Raw genomic sequence first — 25,052 nt, forward strand, 5'->3', positions numbered from 1 at the left:
TTTTAATGTTCTTCGTTTCCAAATGGTTTAATTATTATGCCTACACTAAAAATAAAACCGTCTGTTGGTGCATAGATTTCGGGAAATTCTGGATTTTCGTGTGGTGGTAAAACCAAAGGTGAAAATCTACTTTGTCTTCTGTCTGTGAAATTTTCAAAGTTCACAAATGCACTACCAAATTTAAAGTTTCTCATTAACAGTAAACCCATTGTTACAAAATCTGTCGTTTCTGTTCCGTTTGATAAAAATTGTTTTCCTGTGTAAAAAGTTTCATAACCTATACGCCATTTTTCAGATTCGTACATCAAAACACTTCCTGCATTATGTTTTGCAGTTAATGGTTTTTGTGGATTTCCTGCCAAATAGTTCAATTTAGTGTCTATAAGTGCATAATTTAAAAACCATCTAAAATCTTTATAAGTAAACTTTATATTTGTTTCTGCTCCTTTACTTAAAATTTCATCAGTTGCATTTTCAAATGCAAACATTCCGCTGTCTGTACTATTTAAAAGCAAACCGTTATTAATAGCAGTAACATAAAAAAGTTGATTAATAGAAAAACCTATGGTTTCAAATAAACGTGTTTGATAATTGAAATCTAAATTCACACCATAAGAACGTTCTGCCTTTAGTGAAGATTTGTCAATGCCAAGTACATTTTCAAAATTTATAAATTCAGCCTCTTCTGTAAAAATATCTGGAATTTTGTAACCTAAACCACCACCAATTCTGCTTGAAAACCCGTTATCATTTTTATAAAGCAATGAAATTTTTGGAAGCGGAAAAAAGCCAAAATCAGTATTGTAATCTGCTCGCAACCCAGTTTCTAAAATCCAATTTTCGGAAAGGTCATAAATATTGTTAGCAAACATTCCGTAAGTGATGTCTTTTTGGTCACGTTGCAAAGTTGCATTATCATTTTCGTCAAAGTTTGAAGTATATAAATTTGCTCCAAAAATCCAATCTGCTTTTGAAGTCTCTCTTTTATAAGAGATTTCCGTAAATGTGTTGGTTTGTTTACCATCAAAATTGAAATCGGGAATCGTTAAATTTCTATCGAAAAAGGATACACTATTTTTAATGTTCAAAGAACTAATAGAATCTATTTGAGTTTTGTAAACTGCTTGACTACTCAATCTTTTTGAAATGTTTTCCTCTGTATATTGATGAATTCCATTTTCGCCACTTTCTATTGTAGTTATGTCTCCACCAATTCTGTCATCGTATGTTCCATTTAAGCCAAACCAAAACGTAGTTTTGTCAGATGGATAATAAAAGAATTTTGGATTAAATGAAATAGATTTAGTTTTTGGTAAATTACTAAAACCATCATCTTCTGGGTCGTAAGCTTTTTGATAGTGACCTGAACCGTAAAGCGAAATACCAAACTTTTCATTCCGTTTGCTGTAAAATACATTTGCAGTACTTCCCAATGCTTGTGTTTGTGTAAGCATAATGTCTAAAGCAGGTTCTTCGTCTGGTGTTTTTGATACCATATTTATTAAACCTGCAATTGCTCCACCACCATAAAGTGTAGATGAACTTCCTTTAATAATTTCAAATTGTTGCAAGTCTAAAGGTGGAATTTGTAAAATACTCAAACCACTTGAAAAGCCTCCATAAAGTGGAAATCCATCTCTTAAAAGTTGTGTGTAACGACCATCAAGACCTTGAATTCTAATGTTTGTACTTCCACTACTTAAAGATGTTTGTTGCATTTGTATTCCTGTACTTTCACGTAGAACCATTGAAATATTGGTTGGATTCATAATTGCTTTTTCTCCCAATTCCTCAACTCCAATAAATTCAATTCTTGTTGGAATTTTCTTTACGGTTCTTGTACTTCTTGAAGATTGTAATACAACTTCGTCCAATTCGTTTCCTCCACTTTTTAATTTGAAAATCAAGTCTGAATTACTTGGGATTTGAATAGTTGTTTTTAGAGTTTCAAAGCCTAAAAAAGAAACTATGATAATATGTTCGCCATTCGGAATTTCGTTAAAAGTTGCAATTCCGTCAAAATCGGTTACTGCTCCTTTTTCTAATTCCTCAAAATATACTGTTGCTCCAAATAATGGCTCGTTTTCGGATTCTGAAATTACTTTTATTTGTATATCAGATGTTTGTGCTTTAGCAGAAAAGCACGTTATAATTGTGAGCATTGCGCTCAATATATATTTATTCATTGAAAATGTAAATATTAATTAACTTTAAAATTTTGACTTTTAGTCGATATTTTTAGCTAATTAATTGTGGCGGTTGCCAGATATTGGAATGAAAGTTAAATCTGTAGATTGATTGATAGACAGATAATATTTCTGTAGAGATTTGATTATTAATACCTAATTCAAAAGCTTGAATTGGTTCATATGTAATTGCGATTCCACAACAATTACAAATACAAGTTATTGGACAAGTATCATCACTATCATTTTGATGATTGTGTTCAGCAGATATTTCTTCTTGATGTTGGTCTTCGGCATTATTTCCGTCAGAACAAGGTTTGATTGACAAACCAAGAATTAATAATGATAGTATGATAGTTATAAATTTCATTAGCACAAAGATAAATAAATTTCAATGCAATGGTGTTGCAAAGTTTTTTATTCCGATTGCAAGAACGGATTTAGCGTTGGCAAAGAAACAGCTCTTTTGTTTTTTTATGCGTTGGCTTTTCGCGTTGGCAAAAAAAATAAATGTGCTGTTTGCGCGTTGGATTTTTTAGTTCAAATGTTGATGTTTAGCACGATTTCCGCATTATGCACAACTAGTTATATCCAATCAAATATATGGATTTATGATGTTAATTTACGGGATAACACAACATTTATGTTTGTTTTATCTACAAGCTACTTTAGTGTCTTAACTGATATTGATTCCTGTTTTTTTTAAATATAAAGATATATTACATTTGGAATATTGTTTTTTTGATTTTTCTGTCTTTGACTACATTTATACTATAACCTTTTTTTAATTCATTAAATATCACTACTTTTGGTTTACCAATCTGGTAAACCAATTAATAATATGAAGAATTTTAGTGTAGTCATTATTGCTTTTATAAGCCTTTTAATATTTCAATCTTGTACTAGTCAAATAGAAGAAATTCTAGTTTCAAATATCGATGAGTTAAATCAATCTATAAAAGATGCAGAACCTGGAGACAATATCGTTTTAAAAAATGGTGTTTGGAAAGATGTTAAAATTAAATTTACAGGAAAAGGAACAAAAGGAAATCCAATAAAGTTAAAAGCAGAAACTCCAGGAGAAGTTTTTATAGAAGGAGTTTCAAATTTAGAAATTAGTGGAGATTATTTAGAGGTTAGTGGTTTGTTTTTCAGAAATGGATATGCACCAACACAAAATGTAATTTCATTTAGAACCTCTAAAAAAGAAGTTGCAAATCATTCTAAAGTAACAAATTGTGTCATTCTAGATTTCAATAATTTAGAACGTGATAAAGATAATCTTTGGGTCCAACTTTACGGAAAACATAACGAATTAAGTAACTGTTATATTGCTGGTAAAACCAATGGTGGCCCAACTGTAAGAGTTGATTTAAAAGGGAATCAAAGCATACGAAATTATCATAAAATTATTAATAATCATTTTGGTCCACGACCAAGAAAAGGTGGTGCTAGAGGAGAAACTATTCAATTAGGAAGTAGTTTTACTTCAATGTCTCCAAGTAATACAACCATTGCTAATAACTTGTTTGAAGAGTGTAATGGTGAGGTTGAAATCATTTCTAGTAAAACTAATTTTAACATCATTAAAAATAATGTGTTTTACAAGAGTGAAGGTTCTGTTGTTACAAGGCATGGAAATTATGTTACCGTTGATGGAAATTATTTTATTGGTGATGGAGTAAATGATCAATATGGTGGAATTAGAATAATTAACACAGGTCATTGGATTACAAATAATCTTTTTTATAAAATAAAAGGTAAGAATTTTAGAAGTCCGATTGCAATTATGAATGGTATTCCTAAATCGCCATTAAACAGATACAACCAAGTTACTGATGTTGTTGTAGCTTATAATACGTTTGTTGATTCAGATTCTCCATTTCAATTTGGAGTTGGACAAAATTTGGCTCAAAAAGATGTGTTGCCGAAATCAGAAATTCGTTCTGCCAGAGCTTTAAGAACTGAAGTTGTAAATAATGTGATTTACAATTCTAAAGGTGATGCAAATCCAATTATTGAGCATGATAAAGCTGATGGTGTTACTTTTAAAAGTAATATTATTGACAATAATGGAGTTGAAATTAAAAATGCACATGGTTTAATTTCTAAAGAATTAAGCTTAACAGATATTGGTACAAATCTTTCAGTTCCTGTTTCAGGATATAATGATGTAGAAACTCATAATGGTTTTGATTTTGAAGTGATTACAGAAGATTTATTAGGAGGTTCTAGAGAAAAATCAAATCAAGTTGGTGCAATTTTAAGTTCAGAAAATATAAAATTAGATTTATTGGATAAAACTAAATACGGAGCAAATTGGTTTTCAAGTAATGTTGAGGAAAAAGAAGCAAAAATACATACTGTAAATAATGCTGATGAATTAGCAGCAAAACTAAAAGAAGCAGTAAGTGGTGATGTTTTAGAATTAAATGAAGGTTCTTACCAAATTTCAAATTCTTTAATCATTAATAAAACGATTACAATTCAGTCTAAAGGAAAAGCTGAAATCGTATATAATGGAGCAGCTGATACTCCTGTTTTTGAATTAAATCCTTATGGTAAATTAACTTTGAAAAGCATCAAATTAAAAGGAAATGGTTCAAATTATGCATTTGCAAGTTTAAAGAAAAATATGTCTAATCATTTTGGATTGGATGTTATTGATTCAGAAATAAGTGATTTCAATTATGCTTTAAGAGTCTATAAACAATCTTTTTCTGAAGAAATTACTTTTAAAAATACGTCAATTTCAAACTGTAAAAATGGACTAGAATTATCAGAAGAAACAAATGATAGAGGAGATTACAATACAGAGTATTTAACGATTGATAATTGTATATTTAATACTATAAAACAAAATGTTATTGATTATTACAGAGGTGGATATGATGAATCTACAATTGGTGGAAACCTTTTAGTTACCAATAGCACATTTACAAATTGTGGAGCAAAAGAGAGAAACAAAAGGCTTTTTAATCATAATGGTATTGTAAATGTAAATATCAAGAATAATACATTTAAAAATAATAAAGTTCGGTTTGTTTCCATTCTTTGGGGAGCAAAAAATAATATAGAATCTGGTAATAGCTTAACAAATTCAGGGAAAATTAAAACTGAAGAAAATCTAGTAATGACCTTGATGTATTAGAAATTATGGCTAAAAAAGTAATCACTTTTGGTGAAGTAATGATGCGTTTATCTCCTCCAGGATATGAAAAATTTTCGCAAGCTTCATCATTTGAATTAGTTTATGGAGGTGGAGAAGCAAATGCAGCCATTTCTTGTGCTTATTTAGGTATGAAAGCTGCACATGTTACACGTTTTCCTGATAATGCTTTAGGAAAAGCTGCAACACAATTTTTGCGTAAACATTGGTTAAGTACAAAGCATGTTATTTATGGCGACCAAATGATGGGAAAGTATTTTCTAGAAAAAGGAGCTGTGCATAGACCTAGTGAGGTAATTTATGAAAGAGAAGGTTCTGCCTTTTCTTTAATTCAACCTGAGATGTTTAATTGGGAAGAAATACTAAAAGATGCAGATTGGTTTCATTGGACAGGTATTACACCTTCAATTTCAGAAGGAACTGCTCAAAGTTGTTTAGATGCTATTAAAACGGCCAATAAATTGGGTATAACAGTTTCTGGTGATATAAATTCTAGAAGTAATATGTGGAAATATGGAAAGCCAATGCATGAGGTTATTCCAAATTTAGCTAAGCATTCAGATGTTGTTATTACTAGTAGTAGAGGAATTCGTGAAATGTTTGATATTGGCGAACTTGATGATAATTTTAAATCGTTAGCTAAAATGTTGATTGATGTTTATCCAAACATTAAGAAAGTGATTAAAAAAACGAGAAGAACTTTAAGCGCTTCACATCATCAAATTCAGGGTAAAATGTGGAATGGTAAAAAGTATATTAAAACAGATATGCTTAATATAACTCATATCATTGATCGTGTGGGAACAGGAGATGCGTTTGCAGCCGGATTAATCTATGGACTTTTACATTATAAAGATAAAGAAGCATTAGATTTTGCTTCTTCTGCATGTGCTTTAAAACATACTGTTCCTGGAGATGTAAACACAGTTTCGTTAGAAAATGTAAGAAGCTTAATGGAAGGTAATACTTCTGGAGCTATAAAAAGATAAAGATTAAAAACCATTTTGCTATGAAATTCTTAAAATCATATGTTGTAATATTTTTAATATTCTTTATATGCTCAAATTTTTATTGCCAAAAGAAAAATATAAAAATCACCACAAAAAGAAATGCTGACAATAGCGTAGATTTTTATTTTAAAAAACTAAAACCTGGTAGCTATTTTGTTAATGTGAAATTTTCTCAATTACTAAATACTCATGATGGTAATTATAAAGGTGTTGTAAAAGATAAATCAGGCTTTTTATTTAATTTAAAACCAATAAATAAGAAAAAATTTGTTCGTTATTCTTTTAAATATTCTTGGATTAGAGGAAATCCTAAAGCTAAAGTTGATAGCCTTTTCACCTATGTTTTACCTTTTGAAAAAGAACATTTAATTGCTGTAAAAGAACAAGGTTATATTAGAGAAAAATTTTTTGGTGCAGAAAGACCAAATAATTGGAAATCATATGCTTTAGCAAACAAAACTACAGATATTGTTAAAAGTATGCGTAGAGGTGTAGTTGTAGATATTATAAATAAATATGAATTAGACACAATAAAAAAAATATACTCCTCAAAAAAAAATCAATTAACAATAGAGCACCCTGACGGAACTTATGCGACTTACAAGGGATTTAGTAAAAATTCATTTTTAGTGAAACTAGGTCAAAATGTTTATCCACATAGCCCTTTAGGGAAAATAACTAAAAATGAAAAAGGTTTTTATATAATGAGTTTTTATATAAGATATCTAATAGGTGACAATTTTGGGAAAAAGCAAAAATTTATAAATAAAAAAAGTAGAAGTAATTTTATATCACCATTTTTTTTAGTGGCTAATGAAAAAGTGAAATTAAAGAGTAAGCAAAAATATATTGTAGATTATAATGAATCAGTTTTTTTAAAAGAATTTTCAAAAAAAGAAAAAAGAAAATATAAAAAGAAACCTAATCTTTTTAAATAAACTTTCAAATTAGTTGAATGACCTAAATAATTAAAAATGAGAAAAATTATATTGATAATATGTGCAGTTTTAGTGTTGCTTTCTTGTAAAAACACTTCTAAAAAAGCTTTAGAAATGTCAACTAAAACTGAAAATATAAAATATCCAAATGATGTTATTCCGTTTATGGATAAATGGAAAATCCTTACTGGTGATGGAACTCACGTCAAAGATTTAGTAAATTATAAAAAAGACAATTTTTTCTATGTTCAAAATGATGGAAAAACGGATTGGATAGTTTATAAAACACCTAATGCAGGTATTACTTCAAGAACTTCAAAAAATACGAGAACAGAACTAGGAGAAAAAAAACATTGGATTCCTGAAGAAGGAGGCAAATTAACAGGAACACTAAAAGTACAACATGTATCCACTACAGGAGATGCAACTGCAGCTTCATCGTATTCAGTAGTAATTGGTCAAATTCATAGTGATGAAGGGCATGAAAATGAACCCTTAAAAATCTATTATAAAAAATTTCCAGGCCACACAAAAGGTTCTGTATTTTGGAATTATGAAATCAATACAAAAGGAGATAATATAGGACGATTTGATTACTCTACAGCAGTTTGGGGACATGATTTTTCTGTTGTTGGTTCAAATGCTACAGAATATCCAAAAGAACCAGAAAATGGTGTTGCTTTAGGAGAAGAGTTTAGTTACGAAGTAAATGTTTACAAAGGAATGATGTATTTAACTTTTACTAGTAAAAATCATAAAACCATTCAATTTAAAAAGAGTTTAATAAAAACTGAATTTGGAACAAGAAAAGATATTCCACAGCAAGTATTAAATGTTTATGCAAATAGGGAAAAAGGTGGTGGAGTAGAACGCGAAATTGCCTATGCAGGTGAACTTAATTACTTTAAGCAAGGGGCCTATAATCAAGCAAATGCAAAATCTACCAAATCAGAAATTTATGGTGGAGATATCTCTAAACAATATGAAAACGGAAGTTATGCTGAGGTTTGGTTTAAAGAAGCAACTGTAGGTAAAAGTACTCAACCAAATAAAAACTAAAATGTTGAAAAAGGTGATTTTCATAATAGGCGTTTCTGGATGTGGAAAAAGCACTATTGGAAAATTACTATCTAAAGAATTAAATATTCCATTTTTTGATGCTGATGATTTTCATCCAGAAAGTAATATCAAAAAAATGTCTAATGGAAAGGCTTTAAATGATGATGATAGGCAAGGTTGGTTAGAGTCTTTAAATGAGTTAGCAAAAAGTGAACTGGCAAAAAACAGTTGTGTTATTGCATGTTCTGCCTTAAAACAAAACTATCGAGATATTTTAAGAAAAGACTTAGAAAGTGAGACTAAATGGGTGCATTTATCGGGTTCATTTGATCAGATTTATAAAAGAATGAAAAGTAGAGTAGATCACTATATGCCTTCTGAATTATTGAAATCTCAATTTGATATTTTAGAACATCCAAAAGAAGCTTTACAAGTAGACATAACTAAATCAATTGTAGATATTGTTGATACTATAAAAAACGAATTAATGAATAAATCACAATTTGGATTATTTGGTTTAGGCGTTATGGGAAAAAGCTTATGTAGAAATTTAGCTAATAAAGGCTTTAAAATTTCTATGTTTAATAGACACGTTGATAATCTTGAAGTTGAAATAGCTAAAAACTTTAAAACTGAATTTTCTGAATTATCAAACGCATCTGCCTTTGATGATATTTCTGCTTTTGTAAACTCTCTGCAACAACCAAGATGTATTATGTTAATGGTAAATGCTGGAAAAACAATAGATCATGTAATTGAAGATTTATTTCCACATTTATCAGAAAATGATATATTAATTGATGGTGGAAATTCTAATTATAATAAAACTAAAGAACGTTTCGATTATTTAAAAACGAAAAGCATTCATTTTATTGGGGCTGGAGTTTCTGGTGGAGAAGAAGGCGCTTTAAAAGGACCTTCAATTATGCCAAGTGGAGATTTTGAAGCGTATAAACAAGTGCAGCCTTTTCTAGAAACGATTGCTGCGAAAGACAAAAATAGTTTGCCATGTTGTACTTATATTGGTTCAGAAGGAAGTGGACATTTTGTAAAAATGGTTCACAATGGAATCGAATATGTTGAAATGCAATTATTGGCAGAAATAACATCTATTTTAGAAGCTTTAGGTCAAAATAATGATGAAATTTCGAATACGTTAGAAAGTTGGAAAACTACTACTGACAGTTACTTGTTAGATATCACAGCTACTATTTTTAGAAAAAAAGAAGGTGCTGATTGGTTGGTAAATAAAATATTGGATAAAGCTGGAAATAAAGGTACAGGAAACTGGACAACAATTGCTTCTGCAGAATTGGATGTGCCAAGTACATTAATTGCTTCTGCTTTATTTTCGAGATATATATCTTTTTATAAGGATGAACGAATTCAGCTAAATAACAATTTTGAAAAGGCTAATAATTCGGCATTAAATATCTCAGTAAAAGAAGTGTTAGAAGCGTATCAATTTGCTAGGATTATCAATCATTATCAAGGTTTTAAATTAATTTCAGAAGCTTCAAATAAACATTCATGGAATCTGAATTTAAGTGAAATATCAAGAATTTGGACGAATGGTTGCATCATTAAATCTACGTTAATGAAAGAACTTGTAGAGGTCCTTAAAAATACCACAAACATATTAACGAATCAAGAATTAATTAATACCCTTAATATATACAAACCCTCTATAAAAAAGCTAGTATCAGCATGTGTTTTAAATGATTTATCTGTTCCTTCTTTAAGTGAATCGATTCAGTTTTTTAATGGAATTACAAATCCGAATTCTAACGCAAATGTAATACAGGCACAAAGAGATTATTTTGGAGCACATACGTATCAAAGAATAGATGATGCTTCAGGTAAAAGTTATCATACAAACTGGAATTAATCATAAATTAATAATATGGAAGCAACAGCTAAAAAATCATTACTAAAAAGAATTATAGCAATTATTTTGGGTTTTGGTCCAGGTATTTTTGCCATTGGCTATACTATTGGTACAGGTAGTGTAACATCCATGATTGTTGCAGGAAGTAAATTTAATATGCAATTACTTTGGGTATTATTTTTAAGCTGTCTTTTTTCGGGAGTTTTAATGTTTGCTTATGGTAATTATGCTTTGCTAACAGGTGAAACAGCACTTTATGGATTTAAAAAACATATAAAATATGGTGAAGTTTTAGCCATATTAATTATAGTCGGAATTACGTTTGGACAATGGAATTCTTTAATGGGTATTTTAGGAATTTCATCTAATATTATTTTTGAAATTTTAGTCCTAAATTTTGAAGGATTAAGTGATTTTAAATATGTAACAGTTTTATCTACGGCTATTATAATAATATTGATTTTTTACTTATTGATGTTAGTTGGTAAGTACACTTTCTTCGAAAAAATATTGGTCATATTTGTCACGTTAATGGGCTTTTCTTTCCTGTTTTCATTGTTTTTTGTACAGCCACTTTCTATCGATGTTGTAAAAGGTTTGGTGCCAACAATACCTGATGTTCCTGGTGGTAAAATGTTGGTCGCTGCTTTTGTAGGAACTACCATGGCTGCTGCAACATTTTTATCTAGACCATTATTTGTAAAAGGAAAAGGTTGGACTATTAAAAACTTAAAACAGCAAAAACGAGATTCAATAACAGCAGCAGTATTAATTTTTGTAATAAGTGGAACTATTATGGCGGTTGCCGCTGGCGCATTATTTTATAATGGTAAAGAAGTTACGCATGTATTAGATATGGCAAATACATTAGAGCCTGTTGCAGGAAAATGGGCAGTAACTATTTTCTTTTTCGGAGCATTAAGCGCTGGTTTATCATCCATTTTTCCATGTTTATTAATTGCACCTTTATTAGTTGCTGATTATCAATCTGGAACTTTAGATACCAATTCAAAACAGTTTAGAATTATTACAGCAATAGCGTGTTTGGTTGCTTTAATTGGCCCTGCATTTGGAGCAAATCCAATTCAAGTTCAAATATTATCACAAGTATTTAACGTATTTGTTTTGCCGATAGTAATACTCGGTATTATTTTGATGTTGCGTAATAAAAAAGTAATGAAAGATTACAAAACAAGCTTGGGAGTTTATATAGGATTGTTTGCTGCATTATTCTTTTCTCTAGTAATCTCATACAATGGAATAGTTGCTCTAACAGAATATTTTTAAAATTAAAATTTAAAAGGATGAATACAATAAATATTAAATCAGTAGTATTGATTTTAGGCGTTTCTCTAGTGTTTTTCAATTGTAAAGAAACTTCAAAAAAACAGAATAAAAAAGAAATACAAAAAACGGTGTATGCAAGTGATGTTATTCCTTTTTTCGATAACTTTAAATTGATTTTAGGTGATGGTTCTAATGTTGGAAAACCAATTAATTTTGAAAATAAAGACTTCTTCTATATTGCAAAAAGCGATAATGAAGATTGGGTTGTTTTTAAAGCACCAAATGCAGGAAGTACGCATGGAACTTCCAATAATACAAGAACAGAATTAGGACAAACAAAAAAGTGGTATCCTAAAACTGCGAATGATAAAATGACAGCGACACTTAAAGTGATGAATGTTTCTGCAACTGGAGATGCACGCGTTGCAGCTTCTCATTCTGTGGTAGTTGGTCAAATTCATAGTGCAGATGGACATGAAAATGAACCCCTAAAAATATTTTACAAAAAGTTTCCTGGTCATACAAAAGGTTCTGTTTTTTGGCATTATGAAATTAATACAGCAGGAGATGATAATTCTGGACGATGGGATTTTTCTACAGCAGTTTGGGGTGATGATTTTTCAGTTGTAGGTGATTCTGTAAATACCTATCCAAAAGAGCCAAAAGATGGAATAGAATTAGGAGAAGAATTTAGTTATGAAATTGAAGTGAAGGATGGAATTATGAATTTAAAATTCACCAGAAAGGGACATCCAACTAAAACATTTACAAAAAACCTAATTGAAACTGAATATGCAACAAAAGCAGATATGCCAGAGCAAACACAAAAATTATTTGTACCAATTGGTCAAGATGGTGTAGAACGTAAAAATGCGTATGCAGGAGAAGGTTGTTTTTTTAAGTTAGGTTCTTACAATCAAACAAATGGAAAATCTCCGGAAATAAATAAAAACTGGTGTTCTGGTGCAGAAACACATGGAGGAGATGTCAAAATGCAATATGAAGATGGAAATTATGCTGAAGTGTGGTTTAAAAAAGGTAGCATTTCTGTTAGTGAAAAAGCAGTATCAAATGAAGGCTATTTTAATAAAAACGATAAAGTAAAATAAACAATAGTATGATGTCAATTAATAAATTAGAAGGTAAAAACGTACTTATAACTGCTGGAGCACAGGGAATTGGAGAGTCAATTACAAAGCATTTTATTGATAGTGGAGCTAATGTTGCAATTCATTATTTTTCAAGTGCAGATACTGCAAACAAATTAGTAGAATACGCAACTAACAAAGATCAAAAAGCTGTTGCTATTAGTGGAGATTTAACAAAAGAAATTGATGCAAATAAATTGGTTGAAAAAACTATGGAGAGTTTAGGTAGTTTAGATATATTAATCAATAATGCTGGTTCTCTTGTTGCACGTAATCTTTTAAATGATATTAAAACTGATTTTTGGTATAAAGTAATGGATATCAATCTTACTTCTATGATGTTTGTAACAAGAGCAGCTACACCATATTTATCAAAAAATGAGAATAGTAGTGTTGTTAATTTAGCATCGCTTGCGGGTAGAAAAGGAGGTCATCCAGGTTCGTTAGCATACGCTACAAGTAAAGGGGCTATTTTAACGTATACAAGAGCACTAGCAACAGAATTAGGATCTCAAGGAGTTCGTGTAAATGCTGTAGCACCAGGGTTAATATTAGGAACATCGTTTCATAATACACACACTACAAAAGAATCTGCAGATAAAACCATTTCTGGAATTCCAATACAAAAAGCAGGTAATGCAGCTGATGTTGCAAGAGCTGTTTTATATCTAGCTTCAGAATATGATGGATTTATTACGGGAGCTACCCTAGATATTAATGGAGGCGTTTATAATATGTAGTTAATTTTTAATTTTCTAAGAATTTATTTTTTGAAGTTGATTTTTATGCATACTTTTGGTAAACCAATCTGGTAAACCAATATTTTTTAAAAACTAAAGTATGTATAAAATTACGCTAGTATTGTTTTTATTTTCTATTTCTATAATAGGTCAAACAACTCATAATATTAATAAACCTGAAGATCTTACCAGTTTATCTTCTACGCTAGCTGCTGGGGATACAGTGATTTTGGCTGATGGAGTTTATACTTCAGATACAAGAATTAAATTTTCTCCAACTACTGGTACAGCAGCCTCACCAATAACATTTAGATCGGCAACACCTGGAGGTGTTATGTTTACCGGAGGTCTAAGAATGAGTATTGGAGGTGATCATGTAATTGTTGATGGTTTTCATTGGCAAGGAGGTTATGGGGCGAGTAATTTTATTGAGTTTAGAGATGGTTATGATTATGCTAATCATAGTAAAATCCAGAACTGTGTAATTAATGGTTTAGAAATAAGTCCTGATGACAAAGTTGATGATGGAACTACTTCTATTACTAAACATAGATGGATTGTTTTATATGGTACTTACAACACGGTAATTAATTGTTCTTTTATGAATAAAAAAAGTGCAGGAGCATTAATCCTTGTTGAGTTAGCGTATAACGCAACTCCAGATGATGATGTAACAAATACTCGTTGTAGTGAAGTGGGGCATACAATAACTAAAAACTATTTTTATAAATATTCAAAAATTGATTCATCTTTAAGTAATTCTGGAGATAGTGAAACAATTCGAGTGGGAACAAGTGAGTTTCAGAATGTAAATAGTAACACAACTGTAAGTAATAATTATTTTGTAGAAGCTGATGGTGAAAATGAAATTATCACCAATAAAAGTAAAAACAATAAATACATAAATAACACTTTTAGAAGAAGTAGAGGTTCTTTAGTGTTAAGACACGGGTCTAATGCAACTGTTGATGGTAATTATTTTTTAGGTGAAAATGTTGATGGTACTGGAGGAATTAGAATAACAGATAGTGACCATACAATTACAAATAATTACATTCAAGATTGTATTACGGTAGTAAGTCAAGCAAAATGGAATAATGGAATCACATTTATAGGAGGAGGAGATAATGCTTCAGTTGCATGTACATCAACAAGTACATCTAATGGATATCAAAAATCAAATAACATAACACTTTCAAATAATTCAATTGTAAATACAAATGCACCTTTATTTTATAATATAGATAAAGGTTCTAATGATGTAACTGGAACTGTTTCAAATAATTTAATTTATTTTACTTCTGGGAATAATAATGTTACAAATGTTATAACTGGAGATACAGCTGGTTCTTATGCTAGTATTGGGGCAACATTAAATTATTCAGGAAATGTATTTACTGGTAGTGTTTTAGGAATAACTAATTCAGGTTTTTCTGAAGAAACTGGTATTTCTGCCACTGCTACTAATGAAATATTCACATTCTCAGGTGCGGGTTCATCAGGAAAAGGAGCAAATTTAGGAACTTACAATCCTACAACTGATGATATGGTTGGGCATGGGATTGGAGCATGCTTTTTAAATAATTTAGGTAATAATATTACAGACGGCAACTGTACAATTCAGATTCCAGAAACATTAACTATTGGTAGTTTGCAATCATTAACATCAAATGCTGCAAGTTATGATGTCTCTGTTACTGCAAATGTAAGTTGGACAGCTAAATCAAATGATACTTGGATAACAATTGATAAAAGTTCTGGAACTAATAACGCTTTAGTTTCAGTTTCTGTCACAAAAAATGAAACCTCAAATTTAAGAACAGGTTCAGTAACTTTTACACAAGATGCAGGAGGTGATGATATAGTTAGAACACTAACCATAACGCAACAGGGAGCAGATTTAACAAGCATTTACAGTTTAATCAATACAGGAGCAAATAATGACCCTGTAACTATTCATTCTTTTTCCAAAGAAGAAGTAGGTGGTGGTAAAACTAATTCTGCTGCAAATACTTTAGATAAAGATAATTCAACCGTTTGGGCTGCAGATGATGGCGCTATTATTTCAGGAGATAACAAAGGTGATGGAGAATATATTATTTATGATTTTGGGAGTAATCATATGGTTAATTTAATACAATTTAGTACTACCAATAAGTCAGATTCTTTTGGATTTCAAATTTGGGCTTCTTCAACAGGAACAAATACTTCTGATTTCTCAAAAATTCTCCCTACTTCATCAGAATTATTATTAACTGCAACAAGTACAACAGATTTTAATCAATACGAAATAAGCAATGGTGTAAACGTTCGATATGTAAAATTAATTGGTTTTGGTAGATTTAACAGTGCTGGAGATACAAGAAAAAGTGTTTGGAGCGCAGTAGGTGAAATAGAGTTTTATGGGCCTTCAAGTTTATCAATTGATAATTCAAATTCAATCAATGAAGTGTTGATGTACCCAATTCCAGCAAAAAATGTACTTCATATTAAAAACTTAAATCAAAAAGTAAAAGAAATCAAATTATATTCTATTGATGGGAAAAAAGTTTTAGAGAAAAAATTAGTGTCTTCAGTCCAAAATTCAAGTTTAGATGTTTCTCATATAAAAAGCGGTTTATATATTGTTATTATTGATAATGGAGAAGGTTTATTCTCGAAACTTATCTCAATATCACATTGATTTTTATTCGACATTGTAGTTTTCTATAACACATTACTCTAGATTTTTATTTTAAAATTAAGTCTTTAACTCCTTAATTAGTAGTTTTTTAAAAATATGCTTGATAATATTTTGATATTAAAATAATTAATGTATTTTTGGTAAACCAAATTGGTAAACCAGATTGGACTACCAATCTAAACACTTTATTAACTATAAATTTAATATCATGAAAAAAACATTACTTTTTATTGCTTTAATAGCAACTACATCATTTTTTGCTCAAACCGAACTTGTTAAAAACGGTACTTGTGACGATCACGGAACAGGATCAGATACATCAAATACTGGTGATAATGCCGATGCTTGGGATATGACTCCTAATAGCACATTAAATGGTGATATAACTAGTCCTTATAGGTATGATGCAGATGATAATCCAACTGGGTGGAGAAATGATGATTTAGAAACATATCTTGAAACTACATATGCTAGTGGAGGATCTGTAAACGAACAACCAGGATCTACAAGTGATGGAACCTATAATGATACTGAAAAAACAAGAGGTGTTAAGTTATATGGCGTAACTCGTCGTCTATATCAAAGAGTAGTAGTTGAAGCAGGAGCTGAGTATACTTTTACTATTCAGTCTCGTTCTAGTGATTCAGGTACCCCTTCTGAGGTGTTTATGTTAAATGAAGCTATAACTACTGAAGTTGGTCTTGTTGTTGATGGAGTTTCTGATTCTAGAGTTGATTATTTTCATGAGATTAAAAATGATATGAATTCTAGCAGTGGTTCAGTAGGAAATAATACATTTACTACAACGACTTTTGACTTTACAGCTTCAACAACTGATGTTATAATTTATGTGAGATCATTAAGTTCTACTAGTGATAAACAAGTGTATTTCGACAATATAAGTCTTGTTAAGAAGGTCACTGCTTCTGTAAAAGATGTTTTTGGAGCAAACTTTGGTATGTATCCAAACCCAACAAAAACTAATTTTAGTTTTTCTTCTAAAGCAAGTGTAGATTCTGTAGAGATTTTTAATGTAATTGGAAAAAGTGTTTCTAAAGTAAGCGCAATTAAAAATAATAGAATTAACGTTTCTAATCTTAAAAGTGGAATCTATTTTGTTAAATTTAACAGTGGTAAATCTAGTATTACTAAGAAATTAGTTAAACAATAATTAAGTATAAAAAACTTGGGTGTTAATCAATGAGTTCAAATAAATTTTTTTTCATAATTTTTGTCTTCACATTTTCTTTTTCTTGTAAAAGTGAAAAGGAAATACAAACAAAGAATATCACGAATCAGCATCCAAGTTTAATTTTAACTTCGCAAGGAGTTAAAGATATTAGAGCACAATTAGGTTCTATTCCAATTTTTGATAAAACGTTAGCAAAAGTAAAAGCAGAAGTTGATGCAGAAATAGCTTCAGGAATAGAAGTTCCAATACCAAAAGATTATTCTGGAGGTTATACTCATTCAAGACATAAACAAAACTGGTTCATTCTGCAAAAGGCAGGTGTTTTGTATCAAATTTTAGATGACGAAAAATATGCTAAATATGTCAAAGACATGTTGATGCAGTATGAAGCGATGTATAAAAAATTGCCATTACATCCTAAAACAAGATCATATGCTAGAGGTAAATTATTTTGGCAATGCTTAAACGATTCTAATTGGTTAGTTTATGTAAGTCAAGCTTACGATTGTATCTATAATTACTTAACAGAAGAAGAACGTAACAAATTAGAAACAAATTTATTTAGGCCATTTGCAGATCATATTTCAATAGACAGTCCACAATTTTACCAAAGAGTACATAATCATAGTACTTGGGGAAATGCTGCAGTAGGTATGATTGGTTTAGTGATGAATGACGAAGAGTTAATTCAACGTGCTTTGTACGGAATTAAAGGAGTCAACCTAAATACAAAAGAGAAAGATGATGATGGCGGATTTTTAAATAAAGATGGAAAAGCAGGTTTTTTAGCAAATATAGAAGAACCTTTTTCTCCAGATGGTTATTATAACGAAGGGCCATATTACCAACGTTATGCAATGTATCCTTTTTTAGTTTTTGCTGAAGGATTACACAATGTAAAACCAGAATTAAAAATTTTCGAATATAAAAACAGCGTACTTCTTAAGTCCATAAATGCATTATTAAATTTAACGGACGCAGATGGAGATTTTTTTCCGTTGAATGATGGTCAAAAAGGAATGTCATATTATACAAGTGCGTTAGTTACCGCTGTAGATATTTCATATCATTATGGAAAACAAGATCCAGGATTATTAAGTATTGCAGAAAAACAAGATCGTGTTTTATTAGACGATTCTGGTTTAGCTGTTGCGCTTGGTATTAAAAATGAAAAAACGAAACCATTTAATAAAAAATCAATTAATCTTTCAGATGGGCAAGATGGAACAGAAGGAGGTGTAGGTATTCTAAGAAATGAAGATATTGAGCTTGTTTTTAAATATGCGGCTCAAGGGTCAAGTCATGGACATTATGATAAGTTATCGTATTCTTTATATGAGAAAGGAGAAGAAATCCTTCAAGATTACGGTCTATCTCGCTTTGTAAATATTGAGCAAAAAGGTGGCGGAAATTATTTAAAAGAAAATAAAACATGGGCAAAACAAACGATTGCACATAATACAGTAACGCAAAATGAAACTTCTCATTTTAAAGGTAAATACGAAATAGGAAGTGAGCATCATTCAGTATTGCATTATTTTTCTTCGGATAATGATAATATAAAAGTAGTAAGTGCTAAAGAAGACAATGCATATCCCAATACAGGAATCCTTCGAACTATGGCAGTAATTAAAGATGAAGATTTTGAAAAGCCATTTGTATTAGATGTTATGAAAATAAATTCTAATAAGGCAAATAAATATGATTTTCCATTTTACTATTTTGGTCAAGTGTTGCAAACTAATTTTGATTACAAAACACCAGAAGTATTAAAGTCTTTAGGAAATAAAAATGGATATCAACATTTATATGTAGAAGGTTCTGCAAATGTAAATAAAGAGAATTCTAAGTTTTCTTGGTTACATAATAATAAGTTTTATTCTTTAACAACAGTTACTAATAATAAAGATGAATTGCTTTTTACCAGAATTGGTGCAAACGATCCAGATTTTAATTTACGAAGAGATCCTGCTTTAATATTAAGAAGAAAAAATACTAAAAACACACTTTTTGTTTCTACAATTGAATCGCATGGTAATTATAGCCCAGTTACTGAATCTGCAGTAAATTCTAAAAGTAATATAAAAGAGTTAAAAGTAGTTTTAGATACTGATGATTATACTGCTATAGAAGTTACTACTATAAAAGGTGGTGATACAAAACTATTTATTACCGCAAATAAATCAACAACATCAAAACACAGTCTAGAGATTAACGATACTAATTACAAATGGACAGGTGCTTATTATTTTAAGTAAATAAAAAAGAATAAATTATAAATAATGAAACGATTTAGTGAAAAATACGTCATCACAAAAGATATAAAGTGGGAAGAACTTGGTGGTGGAGTCTCAAGAAAATTTTTAGGATACGATAATCAAATTATGATGGTTAGTGTGAAATTTGAGAAAGGAGCTTTAGGTTCTCCACATCAACATTTTCACACACAAGCTACCTATTGTGTTTCAGGTAAATTCGAATTTGAAATTGATGGAGTGAAGCAAGTTATAGAAGCGGGAGATGGCGTGTATATTGAACCTAACTTATTGCATAGTGCAGTTTGTTTAGAAGAAGGACAATTAATTGATACATTTAGTCCGGTAAGAGAGGATTTCTTAACAGGTGATGGTCCATCTTATTTTGGAGATAAATCTTAAGAAAAACTGTTTTTTGATTTTAATATCAATTTATAATATCCTCTTATTTTTAAGAAATTATTTATAGTAAGCATTAATAGTTTTTTAAGTCATAATAAGACTAATCTTTTAGATGATTAATGATTGTTAATCAATTTATTAACAATAAATTAATAAAAAACAACAAAATATTTTTTTTAACAAAACATTTCATATATATTTGGTAAACCAATTTGGTGAACCAGTTTGGTTTTCCAGTTAAAGAAATCAAACACCATTAATATATGAGATAAATTTGAATTAATTAAAAGCAAAAAGGATAGGTGCACGCCTATCCTTTTAAAAAAAAACTTCTTCTGAAGGAAGTATTAACCAATACATAATTTGTGAATTAAGTATTAAGTAGTATCAAAAATACGAAAATTAATTTTTCTGTATTTTTATTTTAAACTTTATTTAAGGATTATGTTAATTAAAAGAAAATTTACCCTAAGAAGGTAAATTAATTACATTTTTAAATATAAACAATTAATTATGAAATTAAAATTTAAAATAACATTATTACTAGTAATGTTAGTAAACGTTTGCTTTTATGCACAAGGTAGCTATACCATTAAAGGTACTGTTACAGCTAAAGCAGATAATTCCCCTTTACCAGGAGTATCAATTCTGATCGTAAAAACATCAAAAGGTACTGAAACTGATTTTGATGGTAATTATGCCATTCAAGTAAAAAGTGGAGATGTATTGCAATTTCAATATTTGGGATTTGCAAGTCAAACAGTAATCATTAATAATCAAAAAACGTTGAATATTAGTCTAGTAGAAGATACTAGTTCTTTAGACGAAGTGGTTGTTATTGGTTATGGTACACAAAAAAAATCACACCTTACTGGAGCAATTTCTAAAGTTGTAAACGAAAGTTTAGATCAAATAGCAGTTGCTAGGGTAGACGATGCTTTAATTGGGCAAGTTTCTGGTGTTAATATTCAAGCAACCAATGCAGAAGCGGGTGCTGCACCAACTATTACAATTAGAGGTTTTGGATCTATTACTGCCAATTCTGGACCAGCAGTTGTTGTTGATGGAGTAATAGTAGATTCAAGTTTTCTTGGAAACTTAGATATGAATGATGTTGAGTCTTTTGAAGTATTAAAAGATGCAGCCTCTGCAGCTATTTATGGTAGTGAAGGATCTAATGGTGTTATTTTGATAACAACAAAAACTGGAAAGGATGGAGATACAAAATTCTCATATAACACGTTTACAGGTTATAAGTCAGCTTTTGGAAGTGATGATTATAGAAAAAGTGTAGCAGATTGGGCAGCAAAAGAGTTTGCAGCTACAGGTGCACTTTCAGAAACTACTCAATATGCTCAAAAAATAGTAGAAGTAACGGGTATAGATAGAGATTGGCAAGATGTTTTCTTTGATGGAGGCTTCATTACAAGTCATTCTTTATCAGCAAGTGGAGGTAATAAAGATACAAAGTTTAATACGTCATTAAGATATCTTCATGATGAAGGTGTGGTAATAACAGATGATTACAAGTTGTATTCTGCGAAATTAAAAGTAAATAGTAAATTAACAGATAAATTAAAGTTTGGTTTAAGTGCTACACCTTCATATTCTAAAAGAAGAGCCTTACCTACTTCAATACACAATCCAACAAGACAATCGCCTTGGTTACCTATTTATCATACTGCAGAAACATTGCAATTTATTAATAGAGCTTCTTATCCAGATGTAGGTGTAGGTGATTATTTTTATGAAAACCATTTAGTTGAATTAGATTTAGATGGTAATGGTAGTGATAGTAGACCACGTACTTCTGGTGATGCAAATCCATATGCTCAATATGTTGAAAGAGAGTGGTTTGAGCATCAGACTAAATTATTAGGATCTACATTTTTACAATACGAGATACTAGATGGTCTTACAGCTAAAACATCATTAGGTGTTACTATAGAGCAACGTAAAAGAACAAGATGGGATGGTACAAAACATCATTCTGCTGGAAATAGTAGAGCTCAATATATCTTAAATAATAGATTTAGAACGAGATTAATTTCTGATAATACATTATCATACAATACCAATATTGGTGATCATGATATTAGTATTTTGGCAGGTGTAACTGTACAAAAAAGAAAAAATGAAGTAAGTCAAATTACTGGAACAGGGTATACTAATGACTTATTAAAAAACTTGCAAGGGGCTACAACATTAGTTTCAAATGGAGAGTTTAATATTGTGCAAAACAAAATAGGATATTTTGGTAGAATTAATTACGCATTTTCTGATAAATATTTAGTTTCGGCTTCATTTAGACGTGATGGTAGTTCTGTTTTTGGAATTGATTCTAAATGGGGTAACTTTCCAGCTGTATCATTAGGGTGGAATGTAACGAATGAAGATTTTCTTTCAGAATCTGAAACACTAAGTAAATTAAAATTAAGGGTTAGTTATGGTCTTACTGGATCAGAAAACTTTAATGTAGGTAGTGTTACAGTTAATGCTTGGCCTTATTTGGCACAGTTAACAAATACAAATGCTATTATTAATGGAGGTGTTACTGCTGGTAATTCACCACTAAATATTGCAAATCCTTTATTACAATGGGAAGCATCTGAAGAATTTAATCCAGGTATTGATTTTGGGTTTTTAAATAATAGAATTACTGGATCTTTAGATTATTATAAAAGAACAAGTGATAAGTTATTATTAAACAACCCTGTTTCTTATGTTACAGGTTTTAATAATGGAATTGTAAATTTAGGAAAAGTAGCAAATAGTGGTATTGAACTTGAATTAAGAAGTAAAAATGTTGCCAACGAGAATTTCTCTTGGAATACTTCGTTAATTGCTTCTACAAACAAAAATGAATTACTTGATTATGGTGAGTCTGATGGAGCGTTAACTCAAGATGGATTTGGTAGAAATTCAGAATGGATCAATTCTGTAGGTAATCCTATCTCTTCTTTCTATGGGTATGTAGTAGATAAAGAATTAGCAGATGAATACTGGAACTCTCCTTGGATTCCAATTAACGGTAAATCAGAAGATATTATTGTTAAAGATTTAAATGGAGATGGTATCATCACAAATGCAGATAAAACTATTTTAGGAGATCCCTATCCAGAAATTACTTGGAGTTTAACAAATGATTTCAATATTGGAAACTTTGACTTTTCTTTTATGATTCAAGGAAGTCAAGGAGCAGAAGTAAAAAATATTGGTGACCAATATTTCTATACTCACTGGACTGGTGCAACTACAGATGAACAAGCAGTTGTAACAGCAGGAATTATTCCAGATGCTTCATTTCTTCAACCAAGAATTCATACAAACGATATAATTTCTAGTGCAGGTTATTTTTCATTGAGAAATGTAAATTTAGGATTTACATTACCGGATGATGTTGTATCAAAATTAGGAATGCAAAGTTTAAGATTGTATGCGACGGGTCAGAACTTACTTTACATAACTTCTGATGACTATCATGGTTTTAATCCAGAGTATATTGATAGTAATAATACACCTACATCTTATGGAGCGCAAAGAGCTGGAACGCCTTTGTTTAGAACCATTTCGGTTGGTTTAAACGTTAATTTTTAATTAGAAAAAATAGTAATTATGAAATATATAAAATTATTAATTTTTGTTATAACAGGAGCAATGTTTGTCTCTTGTGATACAGATGAGTTTTTAAACCCATTGCCAGATACTTCTATAGTATCAGAAAACTTTTTTCAATCTGATGATGATGTTTTATCTGGAATTATAGGTGTTTATGATGCTATACAAGGGGTAAATGAGAATACACAGTCAAGTTCTGTGAGATTTAATAGAGGTGTACAATTAGAATACCTTTTAACCGAACATCGTTCTGACAATACAAGAAGTAAAACACTTGAAGGGTCTAGAGCAGATTTTCATAGATATATAGTTGAGCCAGAGAATATTCAATCAGAAGATTATTACCAATCTATGTATGAGATTATTTTTAGAGCAAATAACGTTTTAAAGTATGTTGACAATGCAGATGCTGCGAATATTAATAAATATACGGCCGAAGCTAAGTTTTTAAGAGCCTATGCATATTTTAACTTAGTACGATTATATGGAGATGTACCATTGTTAACTAGAGTAGCAAGTTCAGATGAAAAAGAACTTCTTTATACAAGAGTAGATGTTGCTAAAGTTTATGAGCAAATTGTTTCAGATTTAAAAGAGGGAGTTTCTTATTTAGATAATTCACATAAATCTAGAGCATCTAAAGCTGCAGCTCAAGGAATTTTAGCTAAAGTTTATTTATCACAACCATCTCCTAATTATTCTGGAGCTAAAGCATTATGTGAAGCTATAATGGGTAGTGGTTTTTCTTTACAATCAAACTTTAGTGATGTATTTTACAAAGAATTAAACAGCGAAATTATTTTTGCTATAGAGTATATTGCTGGAGACCCTAATGAAAGTCAAGGATTTTCATCAGAGTTTACATCTTTTAAACGTCAAGGTAGACAAGATGGTCTTAACATAGTTAATCCAAACCTTGCTGTAGACTTTATTGCACATGGAGGAAATAGAACGACAGCATCTTATGCAGCTTTTGGGGATGATGTTAATCTTCCTGTACCATTAGATGCAGAGATAATTAAATTCTTACCTTTTGGATCAAATATTTCAGATAGAAATCTTCCTACTTATGGTGAACAACCTGGAAATGCAGGTAACGATTGGATTATTTTACGATATTCAGATGTATTATTAATGCATGCTGAAGCAATTATGCAAGGAAATCCTACAAATGATACAAGTGCAATAGATTCTTATATGAAGGTAAAAGTAAGAGCAGGATTTGACGCTGTAGCAGATCGTCCTTCAGCTTTAACTGTTGATGCTTTATTATTAGAAAGAAGAGTAGAATTAGCTTTTGAAAATCATCGATTCTTTGATTTAGTAAGGTTAGGTGTAGCACATCAAGTATTAGGTGCACACGCTACATTAAAAGGATATACGAGCTATAATGTCAGAAGATTATTATTACCTATACCTTCAAGAGAAATTAATTTAAGTGAAGGTTTGTTGACTCAAAATCCGCAATAACAATATA

16 protein-coding genes are annotated in these 25,052 nt (G+C 30.2%); 14 read left to right on the forward strand and 2 right to left on the reverse strand.

Annotated elements, in window-relative coordinates; translation table 11 throughout:
• Positions 1-2 precede the first annotated feature (2 nt).
• Together OD91_RS12915 and OD91_RS12920 are read right to left on the reverse strand one after the other, a co-directional pair.
• Complete coding sequence (locus tag OD91_RS12915; protein ID WP_255513262.1) at positions 3-2,162, reverse strand: TonB-dependent receptor; 2,160 nt, start codon at positions 2,160-2,162, stop codon at positions 3-5.
• Positions 2,163-2,238: 76 nt separating this feature from the next.
• Positions 2,239-2,556: a DUF6660 family protein gene (locus OD91_RS12920; RefSeq protein ID WP_144896791.1), complete on the reverse strand. Its 318-nt coding sequence runs from the start codon at positions 2,554-2,556 to the stop codon at positions 2,239-2,241.
• 471 nt (positions 2,557-3,027) lie between these two features.
• Here OD91_RS12920 and OD91_RS12925 point away from each other — a divergent pair, with 471 nt between their 5' ends.
• The 14 genes from OD91_RS12925 to OD91_RS12990 all read left to right on the forward strand — a co-directional run bounded on the left by OD91_RS12925 (position 3,028) and on the right by OD91_RS12990 (position 25,045).
• Complete coding sequence (locus tag OD91_RS12925; protein WP_144896792.1) at positions 3,028-5,337, forward strand: chondroitinase-B domain-containing protein; 2,310 nt, start codon at positions 3,028-3,030, stop codon at positions 5,335-5,337.
• Positions 5,338-5,342: 5 nt separating this feature from the next.
• On the forward strand, positions 5,343-6,344 hold the full coding sequence (locus OD91_RS12930; RefSeq protein ID WP_144896793.1) for a sugar kinase: 1,002 nt from the start codon (positions 5,343-5,345) through the stop codon (positions 6,342-6,344).
• A 20-nt stretch (positions 6,345-6,364) separates the two neighbouring features.
• Positions 6,365-7,303: a hypothetical protein gene (locus tag OD91_RS12935; protein ID WP_144896794.1), complete on the forward strand. Its 939-nt coding sequence runs from the start codon at positions 6,365-6,367 to the stop codon at positions 7,301-7,303.
• 36 nt (positions 7,304-7,339) lie between these two features.
• A complete protein-coding gene (locus OD91_RS12940) occupies positions 7,340-8,362 on the forward strand; it encodes a polysaccharide lyase family 7 protein (protein ID WP_144896795.1) in 1,023 nt (340 codons plus the stop codon).
• A 13-nt stretch (positions 8,363-8,375) separates the two neighbouring features.
• Complete coding sequence (gene gndA, locus OD91_RS12945; protein WP_255513263.1) at positions 8,376-10,250, forward strand: NADP-dependent phosphogluconate dehydrogenase; 1,875 nt, start codon at positions 8,376-8,378, stop codon at positions 10,248-10,250.
• A gap of 15 nt (positions 10,251-10,265) precedes the next feature.
• Entirely contained in the window at positions 10,266-11,537 is a 1,272-nt protein-coding gene (locus OD91_RS12950) for an Nramp family divalent metal transporter (protein ID WP_144896797.1), read from the forward strand.
• Between the two features lie 17 nt (positions 11,538-11,554).
• Positions 11,555-12,646 carry a polysaccharide lyase family 7 protein gene (locus OD91_RS12955; RefSeq protein WP_144896798.1) on the forward strand — a complete coding sequence of 364 codons (1,092 nt, stop codon included), beginning with the start codon at positions 11,555-11,557 and terminating at the stop codon, positions 12,644-12,646.
• Between the two features lie 8 nt (positions 12,647-12,654).
• A complete protein-coding gene (locus OD91_RS12960) occupies positions 12,655-13,425 on the forward strand; it encodes an SDR family NAD(P)-dependent oxidoreductase (RefSeq protein WP_186434457.1) in 771 nt (256 codons plus the stop codon).
• A gap of 100 nt (positions 13,426-13,525) precedes the next feature.
• Positions 13,526-16,108 (forward strand): chondroitinase-B domain-containing protein, encoded by a 2,583-nt coding sequence (locus OD91_RS12965; RefSeq protein ID WP_144896799.1) that lies wholly within the window; start codon positions 13,526-13,528, stop codon positions 16,106-16,108.
• Positions 16,109-16,316: 208 nt separating this feature from the next.
• Positions 16,317-17,279 carry a T9SS type A sorting domain-containing protein gene (locus OD91_RS12970; protein WP_144896800.1) on the forward strand — a complete coding sequence of 321 codons (963 nt, stop codon included), beginning with the start codon at positions 16,317-16,319 and terminating at the stop codon, positions 17,277-17,279.
• 29 nt (positions 17,280-17,308) lie between these two features.
• A complete protein-coding gene (locus OD91_RS12975) occupies positions 17,309-19,558 on the forward strand; it encodes an alginate lyase family protein (RefSeq protein WP_144896801.1) in 2,250 nt (749 codons plus the stop codon).
• Positions 19,559-19,582: 24 nt separating this feature from the next.
• Positions 19,583-19,957, forward strand: a complete 375-nt coding sequence (locus OD91_RS12980; protein ID WP_144896802.1) for a cupin domain-containing protein — start codon at positions 19,583-19,585, stop codon at positions 19,955-19,957.
• A gap of 513 nt (positions 19,958-20,470) precedes the next feature.
• Positions 20,471-23,554, forward strand: coding sequence for a TonB-dependent receptor (locus OD91_RS12985; protein ID WP_144896803.1), 3,084 nt, complete (start codon positions 20,471-20,473; stop codon positions 23,552-23,554).
• An 18-nt stretch (positions 23,555-23,572) separates the two neighbouring features.
• Complete coding sequence (locus OD91_RS12990) at positions 23,573-25,045, forward strand: RagB/SusD family nutrient uptake outer membrane protein (protein ID WP_144896804.1); 1,473 nt, start codon at positions 23,573-23,575, stop codon at positions 25,043-25,045.
• Positions 25,046-25,052 lie beyond the last annotated feature (7 nt).

This window comes from Lutibacter sp. Hel_I_33_5 (genome assembly GCF_007827455.1).
Taxonomy (GTDB): domain Bacteria; phylum Bacteroidota; class Bacteroidia; order Flavobacteriales; family Flavobacteriaceae; genus Polaribacter.

Excerpts from the sequence above, each read along its gene's own strand:
- OD91_RS12920 (WP_144896791.1), bottom strand. The coding sequence starts at position 2,556 with ATGAAATTTATAACTATCATACTATCATTATTAATTCTTGGTTTGTCA.
- OD91_RS12990 (WP_144896804.1), top strand. The coding sequence starts at position 23,573 with ATGAAATATATAAAATTATTAATTTTTGTTATAACAGGAGCAATGTTT.
- OD91_RS12975 (WP_144896801.1), top strand. The coding sequence starts at position 17,309 with ATGAGTTCAAATAAATTTTTTTTCATAATTTTTGTCTTCACATTTTCT.
- OD91_RS12915 (WP_255513262.1), bottom strand. The coding sequence starts at position 2,162 with ATGCTCACAATTATAACGTGCTTTTCTGCTAAAGCACAAACATCTGAT.
- OD91_RS12965 (WP_144896799.1), top strand. The coding sequence starts at position 13,526 with ATGTATAAAATTACGCTAGTATTGTTTTTATTTTCTATTTCTATAATA.
- OD91_RS12955 (WP_144896798.1), top strand. The coding sequence starts at position 11,555 with ATGAATACAATAAATATTAAATCAGTAGTATTGATTTTAGGCGTTTCT.
- OD91_RS12935 (WP_144896794.1), top strand. The coding sequence starts at position 6,365 with ATGAAATTCTTAAAATCATATGTTGTAATATTTTTAATATTCTTTATA.
- OD91_RS12930 (WP_144896793.1), top strand. The coding sequence starts at position 5,343 with ATGGCTAAAAAAGTAATCACTTTTGGTGAAGTAATGATGCGTTTATCT.
- OD91_RS12925 (WP_144896792.1), top strand. The coding sequence starts at position 3,028 with ATGAAGAATTTTAGTGTAGTCATTATTGCTTTTATAAGCCTTTTAATA.
- OD91_RS12950 (WP_144896797.1), top strand. The coding sequence starts at position 10,266 with ATGGAAGCAACAGCTAAAAAATCATTACTAAAAAGAATTATAGCAATT.
- OD91_RS12960 (WP_186434457.1), top strand. The coding sequence starts at position 12,655 with ATGATGTCAATTAATAAATTAGAAGGTAAAAACGTACTTATAACTGCT.
- OD91_RS12970 (WP_144896800.1), top strand. The coding sequence starts at position 16,317 with ATGAAAAAAACATTACTTTTTATTGCTTTAATAGCAACTACATCATTT.
- OD91_RS12980 (WP_144896802.1), top strand. The coding sequence starts at position 19,583 with ATGAAACGATTTAGTGAAAAATACGTCATCACAAAAGATATAAAGTGG.
- OD91_RS12940 (WP_144896795.1), top strand. The coding sequence starts at position 7,340 with ATGAGAAAAATTATATTGATAATATGTGCAGTTTTAGTGTTGCTTTCT.
- OD91_RS12985 (WP_144896803.1), top strand. The coding sequence starts at position 20,471 with ATGAAATTAAAATTTAAAATAACATTATTACTAGTAATGTTAGTAAAC.